Origin of the sequence: Humidesulfovibrio mexicanus (assembly GCF_900188225.1) — a bacterium.
GTDB classification, from domain to species: Bacteria; Desulfobacterota; Desulfovibrionia; order Desulfovibrionales; family Desulfovibrionaceae; genus Humidesulfovibrio; species Humidesulfovibrio mexicanus.
Window position 1 is genome coordinate 125249 of the sequence record NZ_FZOC01000005.1, and the last position, 19741, is coordinate 144989.

General features: G+C 68.7%; 21 protein-coding genes. 11 read left to right on the plus strand and 10 right to left on the minus strand.

Annotated features, from left to right (window positions below; translation table 11 throughout):
- Nucleotides 1-75: 75 nt before the first annotated feature.
- Nucleotides 76-1311, minus strand: coding sequence for an MFS transporter (locus tag CHB73_RS11920; protein WP_179217022.1), 1236 nt, complete (start codon nt 1309-1311; stop codon nt 76-78).
- Between the two features lie 229 nt (nt 1312-1540).
- Here CHB73_RS11920 and CHB73_RS11925 point away from each other — a divergent pair, with 229 nt between their 5' ends.
- The 4 genes from CHB73_RS11925 to rmuC all read left to right on the plus strand — a co-directional run bounded on the left by CHB73_RS11925 (nt 1541) and on the right by rmuC (nt 4838).
- Nucleotides 1541-1735, plus strand: a complete 195-nt coding sequence (locus CHB73_RS11925) for a hypothetical protein (RefSeq protein ID WP_089274815.1) — start codon at nt 1541-1543, stop codon at nt 1733-1735.
- Nucleotides 1736-1871: 136 nt separating this feature from the next.
- Nucleotides 1872-2777 carry a PilZ domain-containing protein gene (locus CHB73_RS11930; RefSeq protein ID WP_089274816.1) on the plus strand — a complete coding sequence of 302 codons (906 nt, stop codon included), beginning with the start codon at nt 1872-1874 and terminating at the stop codon, nt 2775-2777.
- Complete coding sequence (locus tag CHB73_RS11935) at nt 2774-3346, plus strand: flavodoxin family protein (RefSeq protein WP_089274817.1); 573 nt, start codon at nt 2774-2776, stop codon at nt 3344-3346. The genes CHB73_RS11930 and CHB73_RS11935 overlap by 4 nt, the downstream gene beginning before the upstream one ends.
- A gap of 1 nt (nt 3347) precedes the next feature.
- Nucleotides 3348-4838: a DNA recombination protein RmuC gene (rmuC, locus tag CHB73_RS11940; RefSeq protein ID WP_235641594.1), complete on the plus strand. Its 1491-nt coding sequence runs from the start codon at nt 3348-3350 to the stop codon at nt 4836-4838.
- On the opposite strand, the gene CHB73_RS11945 is transcribed toward rmuC, so the two are convergent.
- A complete protein-coding gene (locus CHB73_RS11945) occupies nt 4835-5839 on the minus strand; it encodes a glycosyltransferase family 4 protein (RefSeq protein WP_089274818.1) in 1005 nt (334 codons plus the stop codon). The two genes, rmuC and CHB73_RS11945, sit on opposite strands and share 4 nt — an antisense overlap.
- Entirely contained in the window at nt 5836-6993 is a 1158-nt protein-coding gene (locus CHB73_RS11950; RefSeq protein WP_089274819.1) for a glycosyltransferase family 4 protein, read from the minus strand. The genes CHB73_RS11945 and CHB73_RS11950 overlap by 4 nt, the downstream gene beginning before the upstream one ends.
- A 129-nt stretch (nt 6994-7122) precedes the next feature.
- Between CHB73_RS11950 and CHB73_RS11955 the strand changes: the two genes are divergently transcribed.
- The gene (locus CHB73_RS11955; RefSeq protein ID WP_089274820.1) at nt 7123-7743 is read left to right on the plus strand and encodes a phosphatase PAP2 family protein; all 621 of its coding nucleotides are present in this window, start codon (nt 7123-7125) and stop codon (nt 7741-7743) included.
- Nucleotides 7744-7752: 9 nt separating this feature from the next.
- Here CHB73_RS11955 and CHB73_RS11960 read toward each other — a convergent pair whose 3' ends face one another.
- Genes CHB73_RS11960 through CHB73_RS11970 form a run of 3 tightly spaced genes read right to left on the minus strand, consistent with a single transcriptional unit; the run spans nt 7753 to nt 11440 of the window.
- A complete protein-coding gene (locus CHB73_RS11960) occupies nt 7753-8511 on the minus strand; it encodes a TVP38/TMEM64 family protein (RefSeq protein ID WP_089274821.1) in 759 nt (252 codons plus the stop codon).
- Nucleotides 8501-8887 carry a hypothetical protein gene (locus CHB73_RS11965; RefSeq protein WP_089274822.1) on the minus strand — a complete coding sequence of 129 codons (387 nt, stop codon included), beginning with the start codon at nt 8885-8887 and terminating at the stop codon, nt 8501-8503. The genes CHB73_RS11960 and CHB73_RS11965 overlap by 11 nt, the downstream gene beginning before the upstream one ends.
- Before the next feature lie 21 nt (nt 8888-8908).
- Nucleotides 8909-11440: a diguanylate cyclase domain-containing protein gene (locus CHB73_RS11970; protein WP_089274823.1), complete on the minus strand. Its 2532-nt coding sequence runs from the start codon at nt 11438-11440 to the stop codon at nt 8909-8911.
- Between the two features lie 158 nt (nt 11441-11598).
- Between CHB73_RS11970 and panC the strand changes: the two genes are divergently transcribed.
- From panC to CHB73_RS12000, 6 genes are all read left to right on the plus strand, one after another.
- Nucleotides 11599-12447, plus strand: a complete 849-nt coding sequence (panC, locus tag CHB73_RS11975; protein ID WP_089274897.1) for a pantoate--beta-alanine ligase — start codon at nt 11599-11601, stop codon at nt 12445-12447.
- A gap of 6 nt (nt 12448-12453) precedes the next feature.
- On the plus strand, nt 12454-12807 hold the full coding sequence (panD, locus tag CHB73_RS11980; protein ID WP_089274824.1) for an aspartate 1-decarboxylase: 354 nt from the start codon (nt 12454-12456) through the stop codon (nt 12805-12807).
- A gap of 34 nt (nt 12808-12841) precedes the next feature.
- Nucleotides 12842-14011, plus strand: coding sequence for a methionine adenosyltransferase (gene metK, locus CHB73_RS11985; RefSeq protein ID WP_089274825.1), 1170 nt, complete (start codon nt 12842-12844; stop codon nt 14009-14011).
- 453 nt (nt 14012-14464) lie between these two features.
- The gene (nrfH, locus tag CHB73_RS11990) at nt 14465-14926 is read left to right on the plus strand and encodes a cytochrome c nitrite reductase small subunit (protein ID WP_089274826.1); all 462 of its coding nucleotides are present in this window, start codon (nt 14465-14467) and stop codon (nt 14924-14926) included.
- Nucleotides 14927-14994: 68 nt separating this feature from the next.
- Nucleotides 14995-16467 carry an ammonia-forming cytochrome c nitrite reductase subunit c552 gene (locus tag CHB73_RS11995; protein ID WP_089274827.1) on the plus strand — a complete coding sequence of 491 codons (1473 nt, stop codon included), beginning with the start codon at nt 14995-14997 and terminating at the stop codon, nt 16465-16467.
- A 123-nt stretch (nt 16468-16590) separates the two neighbouring features.
- Complete coding sequence (locus tag CHB73_RS12000) at nt 16591-16878, plus strand: DUF3892 domain-containing protein (RefSeq protein WP_089274828.1); 288 nt, start codon at nt 16591-16593, stop codon at nt 16876-16878.
- A gap of 16 nt (nt 16879-16894) precedes the next feature.
- Here the strand turns inward: CHB73_RS12000 and tsaA are convergent, their stop codons facing one another.
- Genes tsaA through CHB73_RS12020 form a run of 4 tightly spaced genes read right to left on the minus strand, consistent with a single transcriptional unit; the run spans nt 16895 to nt 19669 of the window.
- Nucleotides 16895-17317, minus strand: coding sequence for a tRNA (N6-threonylcarbamoyladenosine(37)-N6)-methyltransferase TrmO (tsaA, locus tag CHB73_RS12005; protein WP_218819415.1), 423 nt, complete (start codon nt 17315-17317; stop codon nt 16895-16897).
- 40 nt (nt 17318-17357) lie between these two features.
- Nucleotides 17358-18359, minus strand: a complete 1002-nt coding sequence (thiL, locus tag CHB73_RS12010) for a thiamine-phosphate kinase (protein ID WP_089274829.1) — start codon at nt 18357-18359, stop codon at nt 17358-17360.
- Between the two features lie 45 nt (nt 18360-18404).
- Nucleotides 18405-19358 (minus strand): hypothetical protein, encoded by a 954-nt coding sequence (locus CHB73_RS12015; RefSeq protein WP_089274830.1) that lies wholly within the window; start codon nt 19356-19358, stop codon nt 18405-18407.
- Complete coding sequence (locus tag CHB73_RS12020; RefSeq protein ID WP_089274831.1) at nt 19355-19669, minus strand: GIY-YIG nuclease family protein; 315 nt, start codon at nt 19667-19669, stop codon at nt 19355-19357. Before CHB73_RS12020 ends, CHB73_RS12015 begins: the two co-directional genes overlap by 4 nt.
- Between the last annotated feature and the right edge of the window lie 72 nt (nt 19670-19741).

Consider the following 19741-nt stretch of genomic DNA (forward strand, 5'->3'; position numbering starts at 1 on the left):
TGCAAAAAAACATGCGAATGAGCGCCCACTCAGGGCCGAATGGCAGGCACAGGGCGGTTTGCGTCAAAGGGGGGATCAGGGGTGGGGGGTGCCCTGGCGCGGGGCGCGACCCACGGGCCGCACGCAGGCCGCAGCCAGGAGCATGAGCCCTCCGGCCACGCCGAAAAGCACCGTGTGGCCCCATTCCCCGGCCATGATGGCCCCGCCCAGGAACGGGCCGACAAAGAAGCCCGCGTCCACGGCGATCATGAGCAGGTTGGCGTTGTAGGCGCGCAGGCGGGGCGGAGAGATGTCGAGCATACAGGAGTTGATGAGCGGCATGGTGAGCGCCATGCCCGTGCCGTAGAGCGCGGCCATGCCGAGAAGCGTGGCGAAGCCCCCGGCATGGGCGAAGAGCGGCACCAGCAGGCCCATGCCCAAAAAGGCGAGGGCGAGCGCCCGGCCCTTGTTCAGGCGGTCGAGCATGGGGCCGCCCAGCACCCGCACAGAGATGGTGGCCGCGTTGGCGCAGGTGAAGAATGCGCCGGGGTTGCCCGCGCCGATTGCCGCGGCGAAGTCGCGCATGAAGAAGAAGACGATGGCGTGCGCCGCCACCAGGAAGAAGTTCGCCACCACCAAAAGCGCCACCCCCAGGCTGCGGAAGCTTTGGCGCACCTCGTCCCAGCCGGGGCGCTCCAGGTGCGAGGGCGGCAGGCTGGCGGCCAGGGCGGCCACGCGTTTGCCCAGGGGCATGAGCAGCAGAAAGGCCGGCAGCATGAGGGGCGCGGCCAGGGCGTAGGCGTGGCCGTGGCTCTCCAGGTGGGGCAGAAGCGTCTCCACAAAGGGCGGCATGATGGCGTAGGGCAGCAGGATGGTGACGGAGAACAGGCCGAAGCCTTGGGCGCTTTGCCGCTTGGGCAGAAAGGCCATGAGGGTGCCCATGAGTCCGGTGACCACGGTGACGAAGCCCAGGCCGTGCAGCACGCGCACGCAGGCCAGGGCAGGAATGCTGTGCGCCAGCGGGTAGCAGAGCAGGGCGAGCGTGGCGAGCGCCATGCCCGCGCGCATGAAGCGCACCGCGTTGCCCAGGGCCAGGTAGCGTCCGAGGAACGGCCGCAGCAGCAGCGCGGTGAGGGGTTCCAGCGCCAGCAGCGGGCCGCGCCAGACGGGCGGGACGCCAAGCTCGGTTAGGTAGCTGTAGAAGCCGTAGAAGATGGAAATGTTGCAGAACGCCAGCACGCTTATGGCGCAGATGGCGATGAATTCGAAGCTGAAGAGCCGTGGGCTTTCGGTTTCGTGCGGGGCTGGCGCGGCGTGGCGTGCGGCAGGCATTGCGGATTCCTGTTCCACCCGGCGTGGCGGCGGGAAGAATTCCCGGTCCGGCGGGCAGGGCGGTGCAATAGCAGAGCCCGGGGCGGGGCGCAATGGTGTGCGCGGGGGGGGATTTCGGCCTTGCCGCCGCGGCGGGGCGGGATTGCCTCTCGACGCGCCGGGGCGCATCTGGCATCCTGCGGCCCGGCGCGCAGCCCTGCGCAGATTCCCCGCGCCCAAGGAGCATGACATGGAAAATGACTGGATTCTTGCCGAAAAGTTGCCCGTTGACGATGCCGACCCCAAGGCTTTGCTGGCCAAATGGGCCAACGTGGCCGAGGACATGGCGCTGGTTCCGTCCCTCAATGTGCGCATGCGCGTGGCGGACGGCCATTTTGTCGTCGAGGTGAGCCCCGAGCTGTACGACGTGTTTCGCGGGGCCTAGGCTCCCGTGGTCCCATGGTTCCGCCGCCCTGCGCCTGGCCGCAAGGGCCGGTGAAACCGCCGCGCGTCTCGTGGTTTGACAAGACGCGCGCGCGCCACGTATCCTCCCGCCATCCTGAATGCTTTGAGGGGGCGCGATGGGCGACTTGGCATGGTGGGCCTGGCTTGTGCTGGCTGCGACGTTGGCCGCGGCCGGGGGCTTCGCCCTGGGGCGCATGGGCGGCCGCCGTGTGACCCCGGCCGGACCGTCCAGGGCCGCCGCCCTGCCCGTGCTGCGCGCCCTGGCCCAGGGCGGCGTGGCCATGGATGTGATGCCCCGCGACTGGGTGGACGCCGGGCAGGACGCCCCCTACGAGCCCTTGGCGCGCTGCGTGGCCCGCCAGGCCGGGCCGGACGGCCTGGACTGCGAGGTCTTCGCCGGTTCCGGCGCCGCGCCGGGCACGCCCGTCACCTGTTTTTTCGCCCCCATGCGCGTGGGCGGCCGGGCGGTGAACGCCTTCGAAACGGTCATCGCCAGCCAGGATTTTGCGGCCGAGCCGCCGCTGTTGACCCTTGCCCCCCCTATGGACGCCTTGTCCCAGCCGCGCAGAAAGCATCCCAGAAAGCGCGTCAGCGACCAGCGTTTCGTGCGGGTGCGGCTGTGGCTGGCCCGTTTTGACCAAAGTTCCCTGCATTTCCCGGACGCCCAGCCGGACATCCGCATCAACGCCTATGAGGGCGGCAGCGTGGCCGAGGGCTCGGTGACGGACATTTCCGCCGGAGGGCTGGCCCTGGAGGTGCCCGTTGACCAGGCCCCGACGGGGCTTGCCTTGGGCGCGGCGGTTGTGCTCAAATGCTCCCTGTTCCTGTTCAAGCAGAAGCAGTTCAAGCCCTACTGGTACGCGGGCGTGGTGCGCGGCCTGGGCCAGGCACAGGGGCCTGGCGGGACGGTCACGCGCATCGCCATCGGCTTCACCCATGTGGGCGCGGCGGATTCCTCGCTGCCCCAGGGCGTGGCCTTTACCCCGCGAAACGGCGACGACGGCACGGGAGGTTCGGCATGAAGGTGCTCGGCATCAACGGAAGCGCGCGGCTTGGCGGCAACACGGCCGTCATGCTCAACACCGCATTGGAGGCCCTGGCCGATGAGGGCGTCGAAACCGAGCTGCTGGAGCTCGGGCCCAAGGCCCTGCAGGGCTGCATCGCCTGCTACAAGTGTTTCGAGAACAAGGACGGGCGTTGCGCCGTGGACGACGCCCTGAACGGCCACATCGAAAAGATGCGCGCGGCCGACGGCATTCTGCTGGGGTCGCCCACGTACTTCGCCGATGTCACCAGCAACATGAAGGCCCTCATGGACCGCGCGGGCATGGTGGCCCGCGCCAACGGCGACATGTTCCGCCGCAAGGCCGGGGCCGCCGTGGTCACCGCGCGGCGCGGCGGGGCCATCCACACCTTCGACACCCTGAACCACTTCTTCTTCATCGGCCAGATGATCGTTCCCGGCTCCTGCTACTGGAACATGGGCTACGGCCGCGAACCCGGCCAGGTGCGGGGCGACGGCGAGGGGCTGGACACCATGCGCGTGCTGGGCCGGAACATGGCCTGGCTGCTCAAGAAGATCGCGGACTAGGGTGGACGCGTTTTCCGGCGGAGTTGGCCTGGTGCTGGGCCTGACCCTGAGTCTGGCGTTGGGCCTGCTCCTGGGGGGCCTGGCCGCCGCGCTTGTCCTCAGGGCCAGGGGAGCGGCCCAGGCCGAGCGTCTGCGCGCGGCCGAGGGGGCGGCCTCGCGGCTTGATGCCGAGCTTGCCGCCACGCGCGCGGCCGGGCTGAAGGCCGTGGAGGCCCTGCGCGCCGAGACCGCTCGCCGCGCGGCCGCCGAGGAGACCGCAGCCCGTCTGCCCGGGCTGGAGGCGCGCCTGACGCAGCTTGCCGGGGAGCTTTCCGCCGCCCGCGTGCGCGAGGGCGACCTCGCCGCCCGCATGGAGGCCGAACGCAAGGCGGCCGACGAGCGCCAGGCCCTGCTGGCCGACCTGCAAGCCCAGCTCGACACCACCTTCAAGGCCCTGTCGGCCGAGGCGCTCAAGAACAACAGCCAGAGCTTCGTGGAACTGGCCAAGGCGCACCTTTCCGGGTTCCAGGAGGCCGCCAAGGGCGACCTCGAACTCCGGCAAAAGAGCATCGAAGGCCTGGTGGCCCCCATCCGCGAGTCGCTTACCCAGGTGGACGCGCGCATTCAGGACATGGAGAAGACGCGCCAGAGCGCTTATGTGGAGCTGTGCCAGCAGGTCAAGTTTCTGGCCAGCGACCAGGTGGACCTGCGGCGCGAGACGCGCAAGCTGGTGGACGCCCTGCGGCGTCCCACGGTGCGCGGCCGCTGGGGCGAGATGCAGCTCAAGCGCGTGGTGGAGCTGGCGGGCATGGTGGGCTACTGCGACTTTTCCGAGCAGGCCAGCGTGAGCACCGATGCCGGCCGTCTCAGGCCGGACATGGTGGTGCGCCTGCCCGGCGGCAAGAACGTGGTGGTGGACGCCAAGGCCCCGCTGGAAGCGTATTTGAACGCCCACGAGGCCCAGGACGAGGACGCCCGCAAAAACAACATGCTGGCCCACGCGCGCCAGATACGCGAGCACCTCTCCAAGCTGGGCCAGAAGAGCTACTGGGAGCACCTGGCGCCCACGCCGGAGTTCGTGGTCATGTTTCTGCCCGGCGAAATATTCTTCAGCTCCGCCCTGGAGCACGACCCCTCGCTCATCGAGGAGGGCGTGAAGCAGAAGGTCATCGTGGCCTCGCCCACCACGCTCATCGCGCTTTTGCGCGCCGTGGCCTACGGCTGGCGGCAGGAAAAGGTGGCCGAAAACGCCCAGAAGGTCAGCGAACTCGGTCGCCTGCTCTACGCGCGCATCGTCACCCTGAGCGAGCATTTCGGCAAGGTCGGCCGGGGGCTTTCCGGAGCGGTGGAGGCCTACAACAAGACGGTGAGCTCCCTGGAGTCGCGGGTGCTGGTGTCCGCGCGCAAGCTCAAGGAGCTTGCAGCCCAGCCGGAGAAGGATCTGCCGCCGCTGGATCCCCTGGAGATCGCGCCTCGCGAGCCCCGCGCGCCGGAGGAAGACCCGGGAGCCTAGTCCAGTCCGAGGGCCTTCCACAGCTGCGGGGCCATGGCCGCAAGCCCGAAGCGCTGCACCACGGTGAAGCGCGCGTTTTTGGCCATGCGTTCCAGCAGGTCGCGGTCGTCCGCCAGGGTCAGGATGTGCGCGGCCCAGTCCTCGGGCGTGCGCACCAGCATCCCGTCGTGGCCGTGGGTCAGTATCTGCGTGTTGAAGCCCACGGCCGAGGCCACCGGCACCGCGCCCACCGCCATGTACTGCAATATCTTGAATCCGCACTTGCCGCGCGTGTATTCGTCGTCGGTCAGCGGCATAAGCCCGGCCTCGAAGCCGCGCAGCTGCTCCACCTCGCGTTCCGGGCTCCAGCGCTCGAAGCTGACCACCTCGTGCAGTTCGCCCTCGTAGGGCCGGTCGGAAACGATGCGCACGTCCAGCCGGTCCCTGTGCGGGGCCAGTTGGCGCAACACCTCCGGCAGGAAGAACAAATTGCCGGAGGTGCCCATCCAGCCCACGCGGAAGCGTCCCACGCCGTGGGCGTCTGGCGGGGGCGGGGTGTAGAGGTCGGTGTCGAGCAGGGTGGGCAGCACGACGACATTCCGCTGGGTTTGCCGGGCGTGCCCGGCCAGGTAGTCGTTGCCCGCGATGACAAGGTCCACGGCCGCGCAGGTGTGGGCGAAGCGCGCCTTGATCTTGGCCGCCTTGGCCGCGCTGCCGGGCTGGTCGGCCTCGGCCGGGTGCAGGGCCCACAGGGCGTCGTCCACATCATAGGCCAGGGTCTGGCAACGGCGGCGAATGAGCGCCAGTTCCCAGGGGGCGAAGAGTTTTTGCTGGATGACCATGACCCGCGCCCTGGGCAGGGAGAGCAGGAAGGCCAGGCGCTGGTGCACGGCCTTTGGCGCGCGCCGCCAGTCTGCGGCAAGGCCGCGCGCTCGGCCCAGGGCCACGAAGGGCAGCACCCGGAAGCGCACGCTGGGCAGGGTCTCGCCCGAGGGCGTGAGGAAGAGCAGGTCCAGGGTCATGGCTGTTCCCGTTTGGTTCGGATGATCTCGTCCACCATCTGGATGTAGGGGAGCAGGCCGCAAGGGCGGTCATCGGGCCACTGGAAGGGCTGCGCCGGGGACTGTTCGGCGGCCAGCCGGATGAGCCGGGCCAGGGCCTGGTGGTCGCCGGGGTCCTGCAGCACAAGGCGCGGGTCCGCGAACACGGCGCTGCCGTTGCGGGCGCTGGATATGGCGGGCAGGCCGCAGGCCAGGGCTTCCAGCACGGCGTTGGAGCAGGCGTCGTAGTAGGTGGGCAGGGCGAACACATCGGCCGCGGCGTAGAAGGCGGGCATGTCGTCCACCTTTCCGGCGAAATGGACGCGTTCCCCCACGCCTAGCCGCTTTGCCAACGCGACCCAGGCGTCCGGGTGGCGGCCACCGGCCACGGCAAGGCGGTAGTTCCGCGGCAGCAGGGGCAGGGCGCGGATGAGCGTGCCCACGCCCTTGAGGGCGAAGTTGGTGCCCGCGGTGCAGACCACAACGTCGGCGTCCGCCCAGCCCTGGGCGGCGCGCAGCCGCTCCCGGAGTTCGGCGTCCGGCGGGGCGAAGCGCGACAGGTCGGGCCGGTTGTACACCACCTCCACCGAGGCCGGATCAAGGGCCGGGTGGGCCTCCAGCAGCCAGCCGCGCACCAGGTCGGACACGCAGACCACGCGTTGGGCCGGGTTGGAAGGGGTGTCGAATTGCCGCGCCTCCATCCAGCGGATCACCGCTCCGGAAGGCGAGAGCGCCCGGCGCAGGGCCTTCAGGGTCCGGGCCAGGCTCTGGCCGTGGGCGGGCAGCGTCAGGCGGTTGAAGATATCCTGCGGGCCGCCGCCCACGCGCAGGATGTCCTGGCTCCAGGTGCGCGAGAGCCCGATGACCACGTCGTAGGGCGACCGGCTGAGGTGGCGCTCCACGGCCCAGGCGAACCACAGGTTCTTCACGGCGCGGCCCAAGGGCGGGCGGCCCAGCACCACCGGGGTTACGCCCTGGGGCAGGCGGCCTTCGGCCCGCGCGCAGAGGAAGTCCACCGCGTGGCCGCAGGCGGCCAGGGCTTCGGCCAGCCGCCAGCCAAAACCCTCGGCCCCGCCGTAGCGGCTCAGGCGGGGCATGGACAGGGCGATGCGGGACGGGGGCGCGGCTTTGGGCATGGGGGCTCCGGGATCATGGTTTCGGGCGCAGTCTTGACCGAAACGCGCGGCTTTGACAAGACATGAGGCCTTTGGCATAGCCTTGGCCGCGGGCACGCCGCCAGCCGCGCCGCATTCAGGAGGCCCCCCATGTTTCCCGCCATTCCCGAGGATTTGAGCCTGCAACTGCTGCTGAACCAGCACTGGCGCAACGCCGCCCTGGACTTTGTGCTGCCGCTCTTTTCCCTGCGCGCGCCGCTGTTCGTCATTCTGGCGGGGCTCTTGGTGTGGCGTTCGGCGTTGCGCGGCAAGACCCAGGTGGCGTACTTCCTGCTGCTGGCGCTGGCCATGGGGGCCACGGACCTTGGCACCAATGTGGCCAAGCACGCCGTGGGCCGTGTGCGCCCCCAGCACGCCGTGGCCGGAACCTATCGGCAGGAGTCCGGCCAGTGGGTGCGTCTGCCTGCGGACCATGTTCCCGACCGGGAGCGCGGCACCTCTTTCCCCTCGGCCCATGCGGCCAACTCCATGGCGCTGGCCGTGCTGGCCATGTGCCTGTGGCCCAAGCTGCGGCGTGGACTGTGGGCCCTGCCGCTGGTGGTGGGCTGGTCCAGGGTGTATCTGGGCAAGCATTATCCGCTGGATGTGGCCGCGGGCTGGCTTTTGGGCGCGCTGGTGGGCTGGCTGTTCTGGCTGGGCTGGAAGCGCCTGGCCCCGCGCCTGAAAATGCCGACATTGCCCGACGACATCTACCGGCCGGTGCTGCGCTAGCCTTCCCGCCTAGGGCCTGGGCGGGCCTCCTGCGGCGGTACGGTCCGCTCCGCCGTTCTCCCCGTCGTCCTCGGCATCGTCCACAGGGACGACCCCCTTGCGCTTGTAGGCGCGGTACACGCTGATTCCCAGCCAGCCCGAGGCCGCCAGCAGCAATGCGCTGAGCCCGATGGACAGCGCGCGGGAGAGCCCGGTCTCCGCGCTGACGCCAGCGCCCGCCAGGGCGAAGACCAGATTCTGCGGCAGGTAGCCCGCGGCCGAGCCCAGGATGAAGGCCGCAGCCGGGATGCTGGTGACCCCGGCGGCCACGCTGGTAAGCATGTTGTGCCCCACGGGAAAGAGCCGGATGGCCAGCGAGGCCCTCCAGGGATCGGCGCGCAGGAAGGCGTCCAGGCGCTCCACGCGACGGCCGAAGCGCGAGAGCACGAAGTCGCGCCCCAGGGTGCGCGCAAGGAAAAAATTCATGGCGCAGCCCAGCGCCGTGCCCAGGGTGGCGAGCAGGGTTCCCCAGAACCAGCCGAAGGCGTAGCCGCCCAGGAACGCCGTAAGCTGACGCGGCAGGCCCATGCCCGTGACCAGCCCGGTGAAGCCCAGAAAGAAGAGCACGCCCAGGACGCCCTGTCCTTCAACATGGGCCATGAGCCATTGGCGGTCCGTGAGGTGCTGTTCCAGCCCCAGGAAGCGGGCCAGGGCCAGCAGGCCGCCGAACACCGCCAGCATGGCCAGGCCCTTGAGCACGGGCCGTGCGCCCGAGGCCTTATTGCCCATTGCCCGTTCCGCCGCGCCGGGCCTGCTTCTTGGCCTGGCGCTCGGCCTCGCGGCGTTCGCGCCGGGTGGTTCCGGCCGGAGCGGGGGCCGTGCGTTCCCCGCGCGTGCTCATGATGAGCATGTAGCCGATGAACAGGGCCAGGGCCTGGGCCACGGCCATGAGCAGGTCGAGCCGTATCCAGGCGTACCAGAGGCCGCACGCGGCCCCCGCCACGAGCGGGATGAAGGGCCAGCGAGGCCTGCGCGTGGCCAGTTGCGGCAGGCCGAAGATGCCCCGCCAGAGCACGGCGATGAACGCCACCACCTGCAAGCCCATGGACAGGGCCAGAAGCTGCGTGGTCAGGGGAACCTGGACGATGTTGGGCACGGGGGACATGGGGAAGCCTCCTGGCGGCGGTTACGGGCGGGTTCTGGAGGCAGCCTTGCGGGCCTCCTCCAGGCGTCCCTGCCGGGTGAGGGCGGTGACCAGCGCGTCCCAGTGCTCCTGGCGCTCGGGCATCAGGGCCGCGCTCTGCCGGGCCAGCACCTCGGCGATCTGCGGATCCTCGCCCGCGTCCAGATACAGCCGGGCCAGCATGGACAGGGCCAGTGCGTCGTTGTGGTTCGCGCCGATGGCCAGGTGCAACAGCTCGCGGGCCCGGTCCGTCTGCCCCTTTGCCAGGGCCACGCGGGCCAGCGGCCGCAGGGCCGCCGCCTCGCCGCCGGGCGCGGCCAGGGCGCGGGCGTAAAGTTCCTCGGCCTCGTCCAGCAGGCCATCGGATTCGGCGAGGGAGCCCAGGCGCAGCAGGCTGTAGCAGTGCGCCGGGTCCAGTTCCAGGCAGCGCTGGTAGGCCTGCCGGGCCAAGCCGGTTTCGCCCAGGCGTTGGCAGGCCCAGCCCAGATTGTAGTGGGCCATAACGTCGCCGGGCTCGGCCGCCACCACCAGCTCGAACTCCCGGCGCGCCAGGTCCGGCTTGCCCAGCTGGGCGTGGCAGATGCCCAGCGAGGTGCGCGCCAGCACGTTGGACGGATCGGCCAGGAGCGAGAGCTTGAATTCCTCCACCGCGGCGTACAGGTCGCCCGAAGCGAAAAGCCTGTCGCCGGAGACGTTCAGCGACAGGGAGTCGAAGCGCGCCACGCGCGGCGCCGGCAGGAGCAGCGCGTGCTCCAGCGCCTTGCGCGCGCAGTCCAGGGCATCGGCCTTGGCGTACTTGAGGCAGGGATGGCGGTACACGCCAACCGCCAGGTCCAGGCCGTGCTCCATGGCCGCCTGGGAGCACAACTCCTCGGCCTTGGCCAGCACCTCCGCCCCGTCCGCGCCGGGCAGGAAGTGCACCAGCCCGCCCAGGCCGAAGCGCCCGCCGCCGGGCCGCGCGGGCTTGCCGTTCCGCTCGGCGGGAAGGCTGGGCCGGGCCAGGGGCAGCAGCAGGGATTCAGCCAGGGCCGCCACCTGGGCCACGGCGGCGTCCAGTCGGCGCACCGCGCCGCCGCGCTGGTCCGGTTCGGCCTCGCGGCCCGGCTCGCGCTGGCCCGCTTCGCGCTGACCCGGTTCGCCGCTGGGCTGGGCCACCCGCGTCAGCACCACGCAAAACTCGTCCGCGCGGCCGCGCCCGCGCTCGAAGAAGGACAGGAAATCGCGGTAGGCGTACAGCCCGGTGAGCATGTCGCGCTGGGCGGAGCCGGGCGCGCAGCCCTCGGCCGGGCGCGAGGCGAACAGGCTGTCGCGCTCCTGGATCAGAGTCAGGCGGTCGCCGGGCTCCGGCGCCCAGGAGGGGTCGCCCGCGTGCAGCACCTCGGCGATGGCGAGGTCTTCCTGCACCTCGGTGAGCACGATCTCGCCCTTGTAGAGCGCGGGCGAGCGGCCCAGCAGACGCTCGTCGCCGGAAAGCCGCGCCTCCATGGCGCGCTCCTGGAACCTGGGCGACCACACCAGATAGCGCAGCCCCTCCTGTGCGCCCACGCCCCGGCCCAGGGTGACGCTGAGCCGCTGCATGGGCAATACCTCCAGGATGCGGCCGCCCGTGCGCACGATGTCCTGGAAGCCGAAGACCCGGTTGCGGCCGTGGTCCTTGCTGGTGCCCACGGCCTTGGCCGCGGCCCGCATGAGGATGCGTGCGGCCTCGGCCGGGGAGCGCTCCAACTGGGGGCCGCGCAGGCACTGGGGATAGTTGGCGTAGCCCAGGCTCGCGGAAATGCCGATGCGGTCGCCGGTGACCTCGTCCTGGAAGCCCAGGTCGCCGATGGCTTGCCGCACCTGCTCGGCCAGTTGCAGGGCTCCCTTGGCGCTGGCGTCGGGCAGGAGGACGGCGAAGGTGTCGTTGTGGATGCGCGCGGCCGTGGCGTGGCGCGGGCAGGCCTCCGCAAGGGACGCGCCCACCTTGGCGACCATTTCGTCGCCCAGGGCGTAGCCGTAGCGTTCGTTGATCCACTGGAAGTTGTCCAGGTCGAGCAGGATGACGCCCAGCGCCGCGCTGAAGCACTGCACGTCCGGGTCGCTTCGGCCGCCGCTGGTGGCTTCCAGGCAATGGCGGATGAGGGCGATCTCCCGCGTGAGGGTCTGTTGGAAGTGCTCGCGGTTGGACAGCCCGGTGAGGGCGTCGGTGACGGAGCGCTTGTAGAGCAGCATCTGCTCCAGCACTTTGCCCGCCATGGCCTGGTACAGCGGCGGCATGGCCTTGGGCGCCTTCAGGCGCACGCCGCGGGCCACGAACACGCCCAGGGTGCGGCCGACGAGCGTGAGCGGCAGCAGAAGCTCGCGGGCGTCCGCATCGTAGCGCAGCTCGGGCGGCGGGGCGTCCTCGCGGGGGAAGTAGAGGCTGTAAGAGGTGAAGGGAAGGAAGGAGCGCATGGCGTCCTTCAGGCTGTGCTCCAGGTCGATGAGGTCCTGGCGGGTGAGCGTGACGCTCGTGTCGGCCAGAATGTCCTTGGGGATATCGGCGGCGGGTCGCATGGGGGCGTTCTATCCTGCGCGTCCTTTCAGCACAAGGACAAACGCCCCTGGCGGGGAAATATCAGTGGACAGGGCCGGGCAATCGTGCCATGTGTCCCTTCCAAACCATGCCCCCCCGGCAGCCGCCGGGCTGGCGCAACTTCCGCATGGACGCCTCCATGGACCTCATCTCCTCTCCGCAAGCGCTTCGCGACACCTGCCGGGCCTGGAGCAAGGCCGGACTCACCATCGCCCTTGTGCCCACCATGGGCTTTCTGCACGACGGCCACATGAGCCTCATCGACGAGGCGCGACGCCGTGGCGACAAGCTCGTGGTCAGCATCTTCGTCAACCCTACGCAGTTCGGTCCGAACGAGGACCTGGACCGCTACCCCCGCGACCTGCCCCGCGACCTCGCCCTGGCCGAGGCCCACGGCGCGGACCTTGTGTTCGCGCCGGAGCCGGGCGCCATGTACGCCCCGGACCACGCCACCTGGGTGGAGGTTCCGGAGCTTGCGCGCGGGCTGTGCGGGGCCTCGCGGCCCATCCATTTCCGCGGGGTGTGCACGGTGGTGCTCAAGCTTCTGAATCTGGTGCGGCCCGATGTGGCCGTGTTCGGCCAGAAGGATTGGCAGCAGCTGGCCATTCTGCGGCGCATGGCCCGCGACCTGGACCTGGACGCGCAGCTGATGGGGATGCCCATCCACCGCGAGCCGGACGGCTTGGCCATGAGTTCGCGCAACGTGTATTTGACGCCCGTGGAGCGCGCCAAGGCCCCGGCCATACGGGAGGGGCTGCTTCTCGTCCGCGCCGCCGTGGCGGCAGGCGAACGCGACGCGGAAACGCTGGGCCGCATGTTCGGCGCGCACCTGGCCCAGGCCCTGCCCGGGGCGCGCATCGACTACGCGAGTTTCGTGCACCCGGACTCCATGGAGCCCGTGGCCCGCATGGACGCGGCCACGCTTTTCGCCGTGGCCGTGTTCGTGGGTTCTGTACGCCTTATAGACAACATTCTGCTTGAGGTATAATGACCTATGCCCAGACGCACGTTTTTGAGCGCCAAGATACACGGGGCCACGCTGACCTCTCTGAACCTGGAATACGAGGGCAGCATCTCAATCGATACGGCCCTGCTGGACGCCGTGGGCATTCTGCCCTATGAGCGGATCGACGTGCTGAACCTGGACAACGGGGAGCGGCTGACCACCTACGCCATCCCCGGCAATCCGGGAGAAATATGCCTGAACGGGGCCGCCGCGCACAAGGGCGAGCCCGGTCAGAAAGTCATTCTGGTGACATACCTGGAGCTTGAGCCGCACGAGATTGCGGAGCACAAGCCCAGGGTCATACGTGTGGATGCCGCCAACAGGCCCGAGGCGGCCCACTAACGAAATACTTACCTGATATACTGGAGGACACCGCATGATTTCGCCCAAGAGCCGTTACCTGTTCACTTCCGAGTCCGTGACCGAGGGACACCCGGACAAGGTGGCCGACGCCATTTCCGACGCCGTGCTCGACGCCCTCATCGGACCGGATCCCAATTCCCGCGTGGCCTGCGAGACGCTGGTCACCACCGGCATGGCCTTCATCGCCGGAGAGATCACCACCAACGCCTATGCGGACCTGCCCGCCATCGTGCGCGAGACCGTGAAGAACATCGGCTACAACAGCTCCGAGATGGGCTTCGACTACGCCACCTGCGCGGTCATGTCCTCCATCGACAAGCAGAGCGCGGACATCGCCCAGGGCGTTGACCGCACCAAGCCCGAGGACCAGGGCGCCGGCGACCAGGGCATGATGTTCGGCTTCGCCAGCAAGGAAACCCCCACCCTCATGCCCGCGCCCATCTACTACGCGCACCAGCTTTCCCAGCGCCTGACCCAGGTCCGCAAGGAGGGCGTGCTCAAGTTCCTGCGCCCCGACGGCAAGACCCAGGTGGCCATTGAGTACGAGAACGGCAAGCCCGTGCGCATCGACAACGTGGTGTGCTCCGCCCAGCACGACGAAACCGTCGCCCACGCGGACCTCGTGGAGGCCATCAAGAAGGAGGTCATCTTCAAGACCCTCCCCGAGAGCCTCATCGACGACAAGCTGAAAATCTACGTCAATCCCACCGGCCGTTTCGTCATCGGCGGGCCCGTGGGCGACTGCGGCCTCACCGGCCGAAAGATCATCCAGGACACCTACGGCGGCGCTGGCGCCCATGGCGGCGGCGCGTTCTCCGGCAAGGACCCCTCCAAGGTGGACCGCTCCGGCGCGTACATGGCGCGTTACGTGGCCAAGAACATCGTGGCCGCCGGATTGGGTGACGTGGCCGAGGTGCAGATCGCCTACGCCATCGGCGTGGCCGAGCCTGTGAGCGTGGTGTGCACCACCCACGGCACCGGCCAGGTGGCCGACGACGTGCTGACCCGCGCCGTGCGCGAAGTCTTCGACCTGCGCCCCTACTACATCCTGAAGCGCCTGGACCTGCGTCGGCCCATCTACAAGTTGACCACCAACTACGGCCACTTCGGCCGCGAACTGCCCGAGTTCACCTGGGAAAAGACCGACGCCGCCGGCGACCTGCGCACGGCCTGCAAGATCTAGTTCCAGCCTGACGCGAAACGCACGCGGGGCCGGGAGGATTCGTCCTTCCGGCCCCTTTTTTCAGCCGCAGAGCAGCGGCCACGTGAGCCGTCGTGCCAGCAGCCCGCCCGTTTTAGGAATAGCGCTGTGCCCGTTTATGCCTCCGGCGGCCAAGGGGCCTTCCCGGCCCCTTGGAACCCCGGATAAAGGGGAAGGCAAGAGAAGAGCCGCCCCTTTCCCCATCCACGCCGGTCCAGGGGTGCGCAGCCCCTGGCCTGCGGAGCATGAAACAGGCACAGCGCCTTGAGAAACCTCCCGCGCTTTGTCTGCTCACGCGCTGCGCTTGACGTAGGTCAAATCATCCGGCAGACAATATGGTATCTGTCTCCATATCCCACCGGGGCGATGCCTGCGGCGGGAGCGTGTCCGCCGTGGGGAGGCGGGCGTCATGATCCACGAACAAGGCGGTGGGGGATGAGCGACAAGAAGCCGGGACGGCTGAGGTTTGCGCTGCTGGGGGGGACGATCGCCCTTGCGGTGGCGCTGTTCGTCATGTTGGGGCCGCCGCAGCTGCTGGCCAAGAGCGAGACCCCGGAGTTCTGTGCCTCCTGCCATATCCACGAGGCGCACTACGAAGCCTGGTTCCACCAGGGCGCGCACCGCAGACAGGCTTGCGTGGCCTGCCATCTGCCCAACGACAACGTTGCGGTCCATTACACCTGGAAGTCCATCGACGGCATGAAGGATCTGTTCCTGTTCCATTCCGGCCAGGTGCCCGACGACATCCGCATCACCGAGCACGGCCGCAAGGTGGTGCAGGCCAACTGCATCCGCTGCCACGAGGCCGCGGTGGAGATGATCGACCAGGAGCGCAACTGTTTTGACTGCCACAGGCGGCTCATCCACAAGCGCACCGGTTCCATTGAGACCTACTAGGCGTGTGTGGGCGCACGAATTTCACCCGTGCAGGGGAACAAGGTTTTCGACATGAGGAGGAGGATGTGATGGCGGAGAGGAAGAGACGGACCCTGTTCATCGTCGTGGTGGCGCTGGCGCTGGCGTATTTCATCATTCCCTACGGCTGCGCCCCCGGCAAGCCGGAGATGGTCAAAACCGTGCAGATACCCGACGGCGAGATTGATCCCGAACTGTGGGGCAAGGCGTATCCGGAAGAGTATGAGAGCTGGAAAAAGACCGACGAGCCCGAGCCCGCAGGCAAGAGCAAGTACAAGAAGGGTTTCGACGCGGACCACATCACCTACGACAAGCTGGCCGAATACCCGTACATGGCCGTGCTGTTCAACGGCTGGGGCTTCGGCGTGGAGTTCAACGAGCCCAAGGGCCACGCCCGTATGCTGCGCGACCAGATCGAGGTTGACGCGAGCAGGTTGAAGAGCGGCGGGGTGTGCCTCTCGTGCAAGACGCCCTATGCCCCGCAACTGCAGCAGCAACTGGGCGAGGACTACTACAAGAAGCCGTACAAGGAGATTCTGGCCATGATCCCGGAGAAGAACCGGGAACTGGGCGTGGCCTGCATAGACTGCCACGACAACAAGGACATGGGGCTCAAGCTTTCGCGCGGGTTCACCCTTGGCGCGGCGCTGAAGGATATGAACGTGGACCAGGCCAAGCTGACCCGGCAGGAGAAGCGTTCCGCCGTGTGCGCGCAATGCCACGTCACGTACAACATCCCCAAGAATGCGGAGATGCAGTCGGTCGGCCTGTTCTTCCCCTGGCAGGGAAGCACATGGGGCGCCATCAACATCGAGAACATCATCAAGGTCATCCGCTCCAGCGATTCGCACCGCGAGTGGAAGCAAAGCGTCACCGGCTTCAAGATGGGCTTCATCCGCCATCCGGAATTCGAGCTGTTCAGCAACAACAGCGTGCACTGGAAGGCCGGGGCCTCCTGCGCGGACTGCCACATGCCCTACACCAAGGTCGGCGTGAAGAAGATTAGCGACCACCGCGTGATGAGCCCGCTCAAGAACGACATGAAGGCCTGTATGCAGTGCCATACCCAGACGGCGGAATGGCTCAAGGGCCAGGTGACCGCCATCCAGGACCGCACGGTGTCCTTGCAGATTCGCGCGGGCTATGCCGCCGCCACCCTGGCCAAGCTGTTCGAGACCACGCACAAGGCCCAGGCCGAGGGCAAGGCCATTGACGCGGCGCTGTACGACAAGGCGCGCGACTACTACGAGGAGGCGTTCTACCGCTGGCTGTTCATCGCGGCGGAGAATTCCGTGGGCTTCCACAACCCCACGGAGGCCATGCGCGTGCTGGGCGACTCCGTCGCCCTGTCGGTCAAGGCCGAGGGCTACCTGCGCCAAGCCCTGACCAAGGCCGGTCTTGACGTTCCCCTCAAGATCGACCTGGAGCTGGCCAAGTACCTTGAAGGCCGCGGCGACAAGAAGATCAAGTGGGATAAGAGCCAGGAGTTCAAGGACCCCTTCGGCGTGCAGGACCACTTCTAACTCCGCCGGATTCGGCTGAACAAACCAAAGGCCCGTCGCGCAAGCGGCGGGCCTTTATTTGTTTTGCGTTGACAACTGTTGTGTATCGTATTTATGTTCGCGCGGGGGGGCATGGAGGATTCAATGGCCTCATCACATAGAATCGATTGCATCAACAAAACGGACAGGCAGAGCGCGCACGAACGGATCCGTTCGGTAGGGGGCGCAAACAATGATGGGAGTAAATGGAGGATTGCACAGGAGGAGGCAATCGCCGGGATTGAGTCTGGGAAATGGGCTTTCTATGTTTCGGTGGCAGGGAAGAGTGTCGATGTCGTGGTCGCTGTCAGCGCCCACGGCAACAAATATCTCAAAACAGTGAGCGATGGCGAGCAACCGAACAATTTGCTCAGCCTTCCAGAATGTAAATAACGCTGGTGGCCCCCCATCACCCCGCGCTCTTCACATCCACAATCGGCGTGCCGTCGATGGCTTCCAGCGGGTACACGCGCAGGCGCACGGGCTGGCCCTTTTCCGTGGGCGCAATCTCGCGGATCTCCACCTCGTGCAGGCCCAGCGGATTGGGCCGGTCCGGCGAGCGCGTGGCGAACACGCCGCGCTTGGCGCGGTTTGTGTCCCCGCGCGGGTGGCACTGCAGCACGGTGCGCTCCCCCTGGTGCAGCCAGGTGATGACCACCACCCGCTGTCCCGGCGCAAGGCCCAGCAGCGCGGGGGCGAACTCCTCGTCCAGTTCCAGCCAAGCCTCGGGAGCGCCCTCGCTGCCCTGCTTGGGTGCGCCGTCGCGGTGGGCGATGCCGGACCGCACAACGCCTAAAATCGTCAGCCGGGGATGCTCGCGCAGCATGTCCATGGGCCGCTCCTGTGGGGTGGGAGGGTGGAGCCGGGCAGGGTCATGCGGTTTCCCGCCCGGCGAAATGGTCGAAGCCCTGCCGGAGCAGCGCACCGCTGTTCAGCCGCACGCCCGGCTCGGACGAGACCGCGCCGATGACGCGCGCCTGCGGCAGCACGGCCAGCACCATGGGCAGGCGCTCCGGGCTGGTGCTGGCCAGCAGCGCGTAATCCTCGCCGCCGAGCAGCGCGGCCTCCACGGGGTCTTCCCCGCGCGCGGAAAAGTAGGCCGCCACTTCCGGGTGCAACTGGTCGCCGTTGAGGGAGATGTCCGCCCCGTAGGGGCCGAGAAAGCGCGGCAGGTCGCGCGTCAGCCCGTCGGAAACGTCCATGAGCCCGGACACGGCCGGGCCGTCCGCGGTGACGATCTGCGCCAGGGCGAGGCCTTCGGCGATGCGCGGTTCCGGCCGGAGGTGCGCGGCGCGGGCTGCTGGCCAGGCCGCGGGATCGCACTCCCCGCGGCACTCCAGTTCCAGAAGCCCGGCGCGCGCCAGGCCGATGTCGCCCAGCAGGAGCAGGGCGTCGCCCGGACGGGCCTGCCCGCGCTTGAGCAGCCGCCCGGAGGGGCCGGGCCTGCCCAGCACCACGACATCCAGCGCCAGGACAGGGCCACGGCTCAAGTCGCCGCCGATGAGCGGCAGCGAAAGCCTGCCCGAAAGTTCGGCCATGCCCGCCAGCAACTGGTCCAGAAAGCCGTCGTCCAGGCCTTCCGGCAGGGCGAGCGACAGGGCGAAGCCCACGGGCGCCGCGCCCATGCCCGCCAAGTCGCTGGCGGCGGCGGCCAGGGCCTTGTGGCCGATGTCCGCGGGGGAAAAATAGCTGCGGCGGAAATGCACGTTCTCCACGAACAGGTCGGTGCTGAGGCACAGACGGCCGCCGCCCGGCTGGCCGGGGTCCAGGCCGATGATGGCGCAGTCGTCGCCCCGGCCAAGCAGCACGTGCTCGCCCCGGTCCGGAAAGTGCCTGTCGATGACGGCGAGGAAGTCCTGTTCCGATGTGGGCATATGGAGAGCCTACCAGGGTTTGGGGAGCGCGTCGAGGGTTGGCGCTCACTTTTGGCGGAAGTCCGGCGTCCAGTCCGCGCTTGAGCCCACCTCCTGCACGCAGCCGCGCCAGAAGCCAAGCTCCTCCAGGGTGCGCCGCGCGGCGGCGTATTCCGCCCGCGTCACGCCCCGATTGATCTCCGGATGGTGCGCCGCGCGGTGCGCCGGGTAGTACTGGCCCATGAGGCTCACCGCCGTTTCGGTGCCCAGGGTGTCGGCGATCCAGGCCAGCGCCAGATCCACGCGCCCGGCATCGCCGGGCAGCAGCAGCAGGCGCACGGCCAGCCCGCGCGTGGCCAGCCCCGTGGCTTCGTCGATGACGAGTGCGCCCACCTGCCGCTGCATTTCCAGAATGGCGTGCGTGGCGATGCGCGGATAATCCGGCGCGGCGCTGTAGCGGGCGGCGGCGCGGGCGTCCATGTAGCGCAGGTCGGGCAGGTAGATGTCCACCAGCCCCTCCAGGCTTAGCAGGGCGTCCACGGTTTCGTACGCGCTGGTGTTCCACACCACGGGCAGGCGCAGGCCGTTCGCCCTGGCCTGGATGAGCGCCGCGCGCACCTGCGGCGTGTAGTGCGCGGCCGTGACCAGGTTGATGTTGTGTGCGCCGCAAAGCTGCAATTCCAGCATCAAGGCGGTAAGGTCGTCCACGGAACAATCGTGTCCGGGCAGGGCTTGGCCAGACACGTCTGGACCGGGCAGGCCGAAGCTGATCTCGTGGTTCTGGCAGTACACGCAGCGCAGGGCGCAGCCGGAGAAGAAGATCGCGCCGCTGCCGCCGGGACCGGGCTGTGGGCCGCTCAGGAAAGGCTCCTCGCCGGGATGCAGCTGGGCCAGCGCCACGCGCACGGCCGCGCCCGCGCCGCAGAAGCCCGCCTCTTGGCCGCGCACGGCGTTGCAGGCGCGCGGGCACAGGCGGCAGGGCCGGGTCGGGTCGAAGGAGGGGACGGCCGCGCCGCTCATGTCCCGGCCCCGTGGGCGTTCTCGCCGTGGGAACACTCCCCATAAGCCCGACCGCCGGGCTGGGCCAGCAGAAAGTCCATTTTGCGCGCCCTGGGGCGCTTCTTGACGGCCAGCTCCAGGCGCAGGGCGGCGGACTTGTCGGCGCAGGGGGCGCTGGCGGCCAGGCGCACGGGCAGGCGCGCGCGGGTGTATTTTGCGGCCGTGCCCGCGTTGTGCGCGGCCAGGCGGCGGGAAAGATCCGTGGTGACGCCGCAGTACAGGGTGCCGTCGGCGCAGAAAAGCAGGTAGGCGTGCCAAAGGGATGCGGGCATGGGGCGAGCATAGCGCCGCGCCTGCCGCTTGCCAAGGTGTGCGGGGTCGATATATCTGCAATCGGCCCGGAC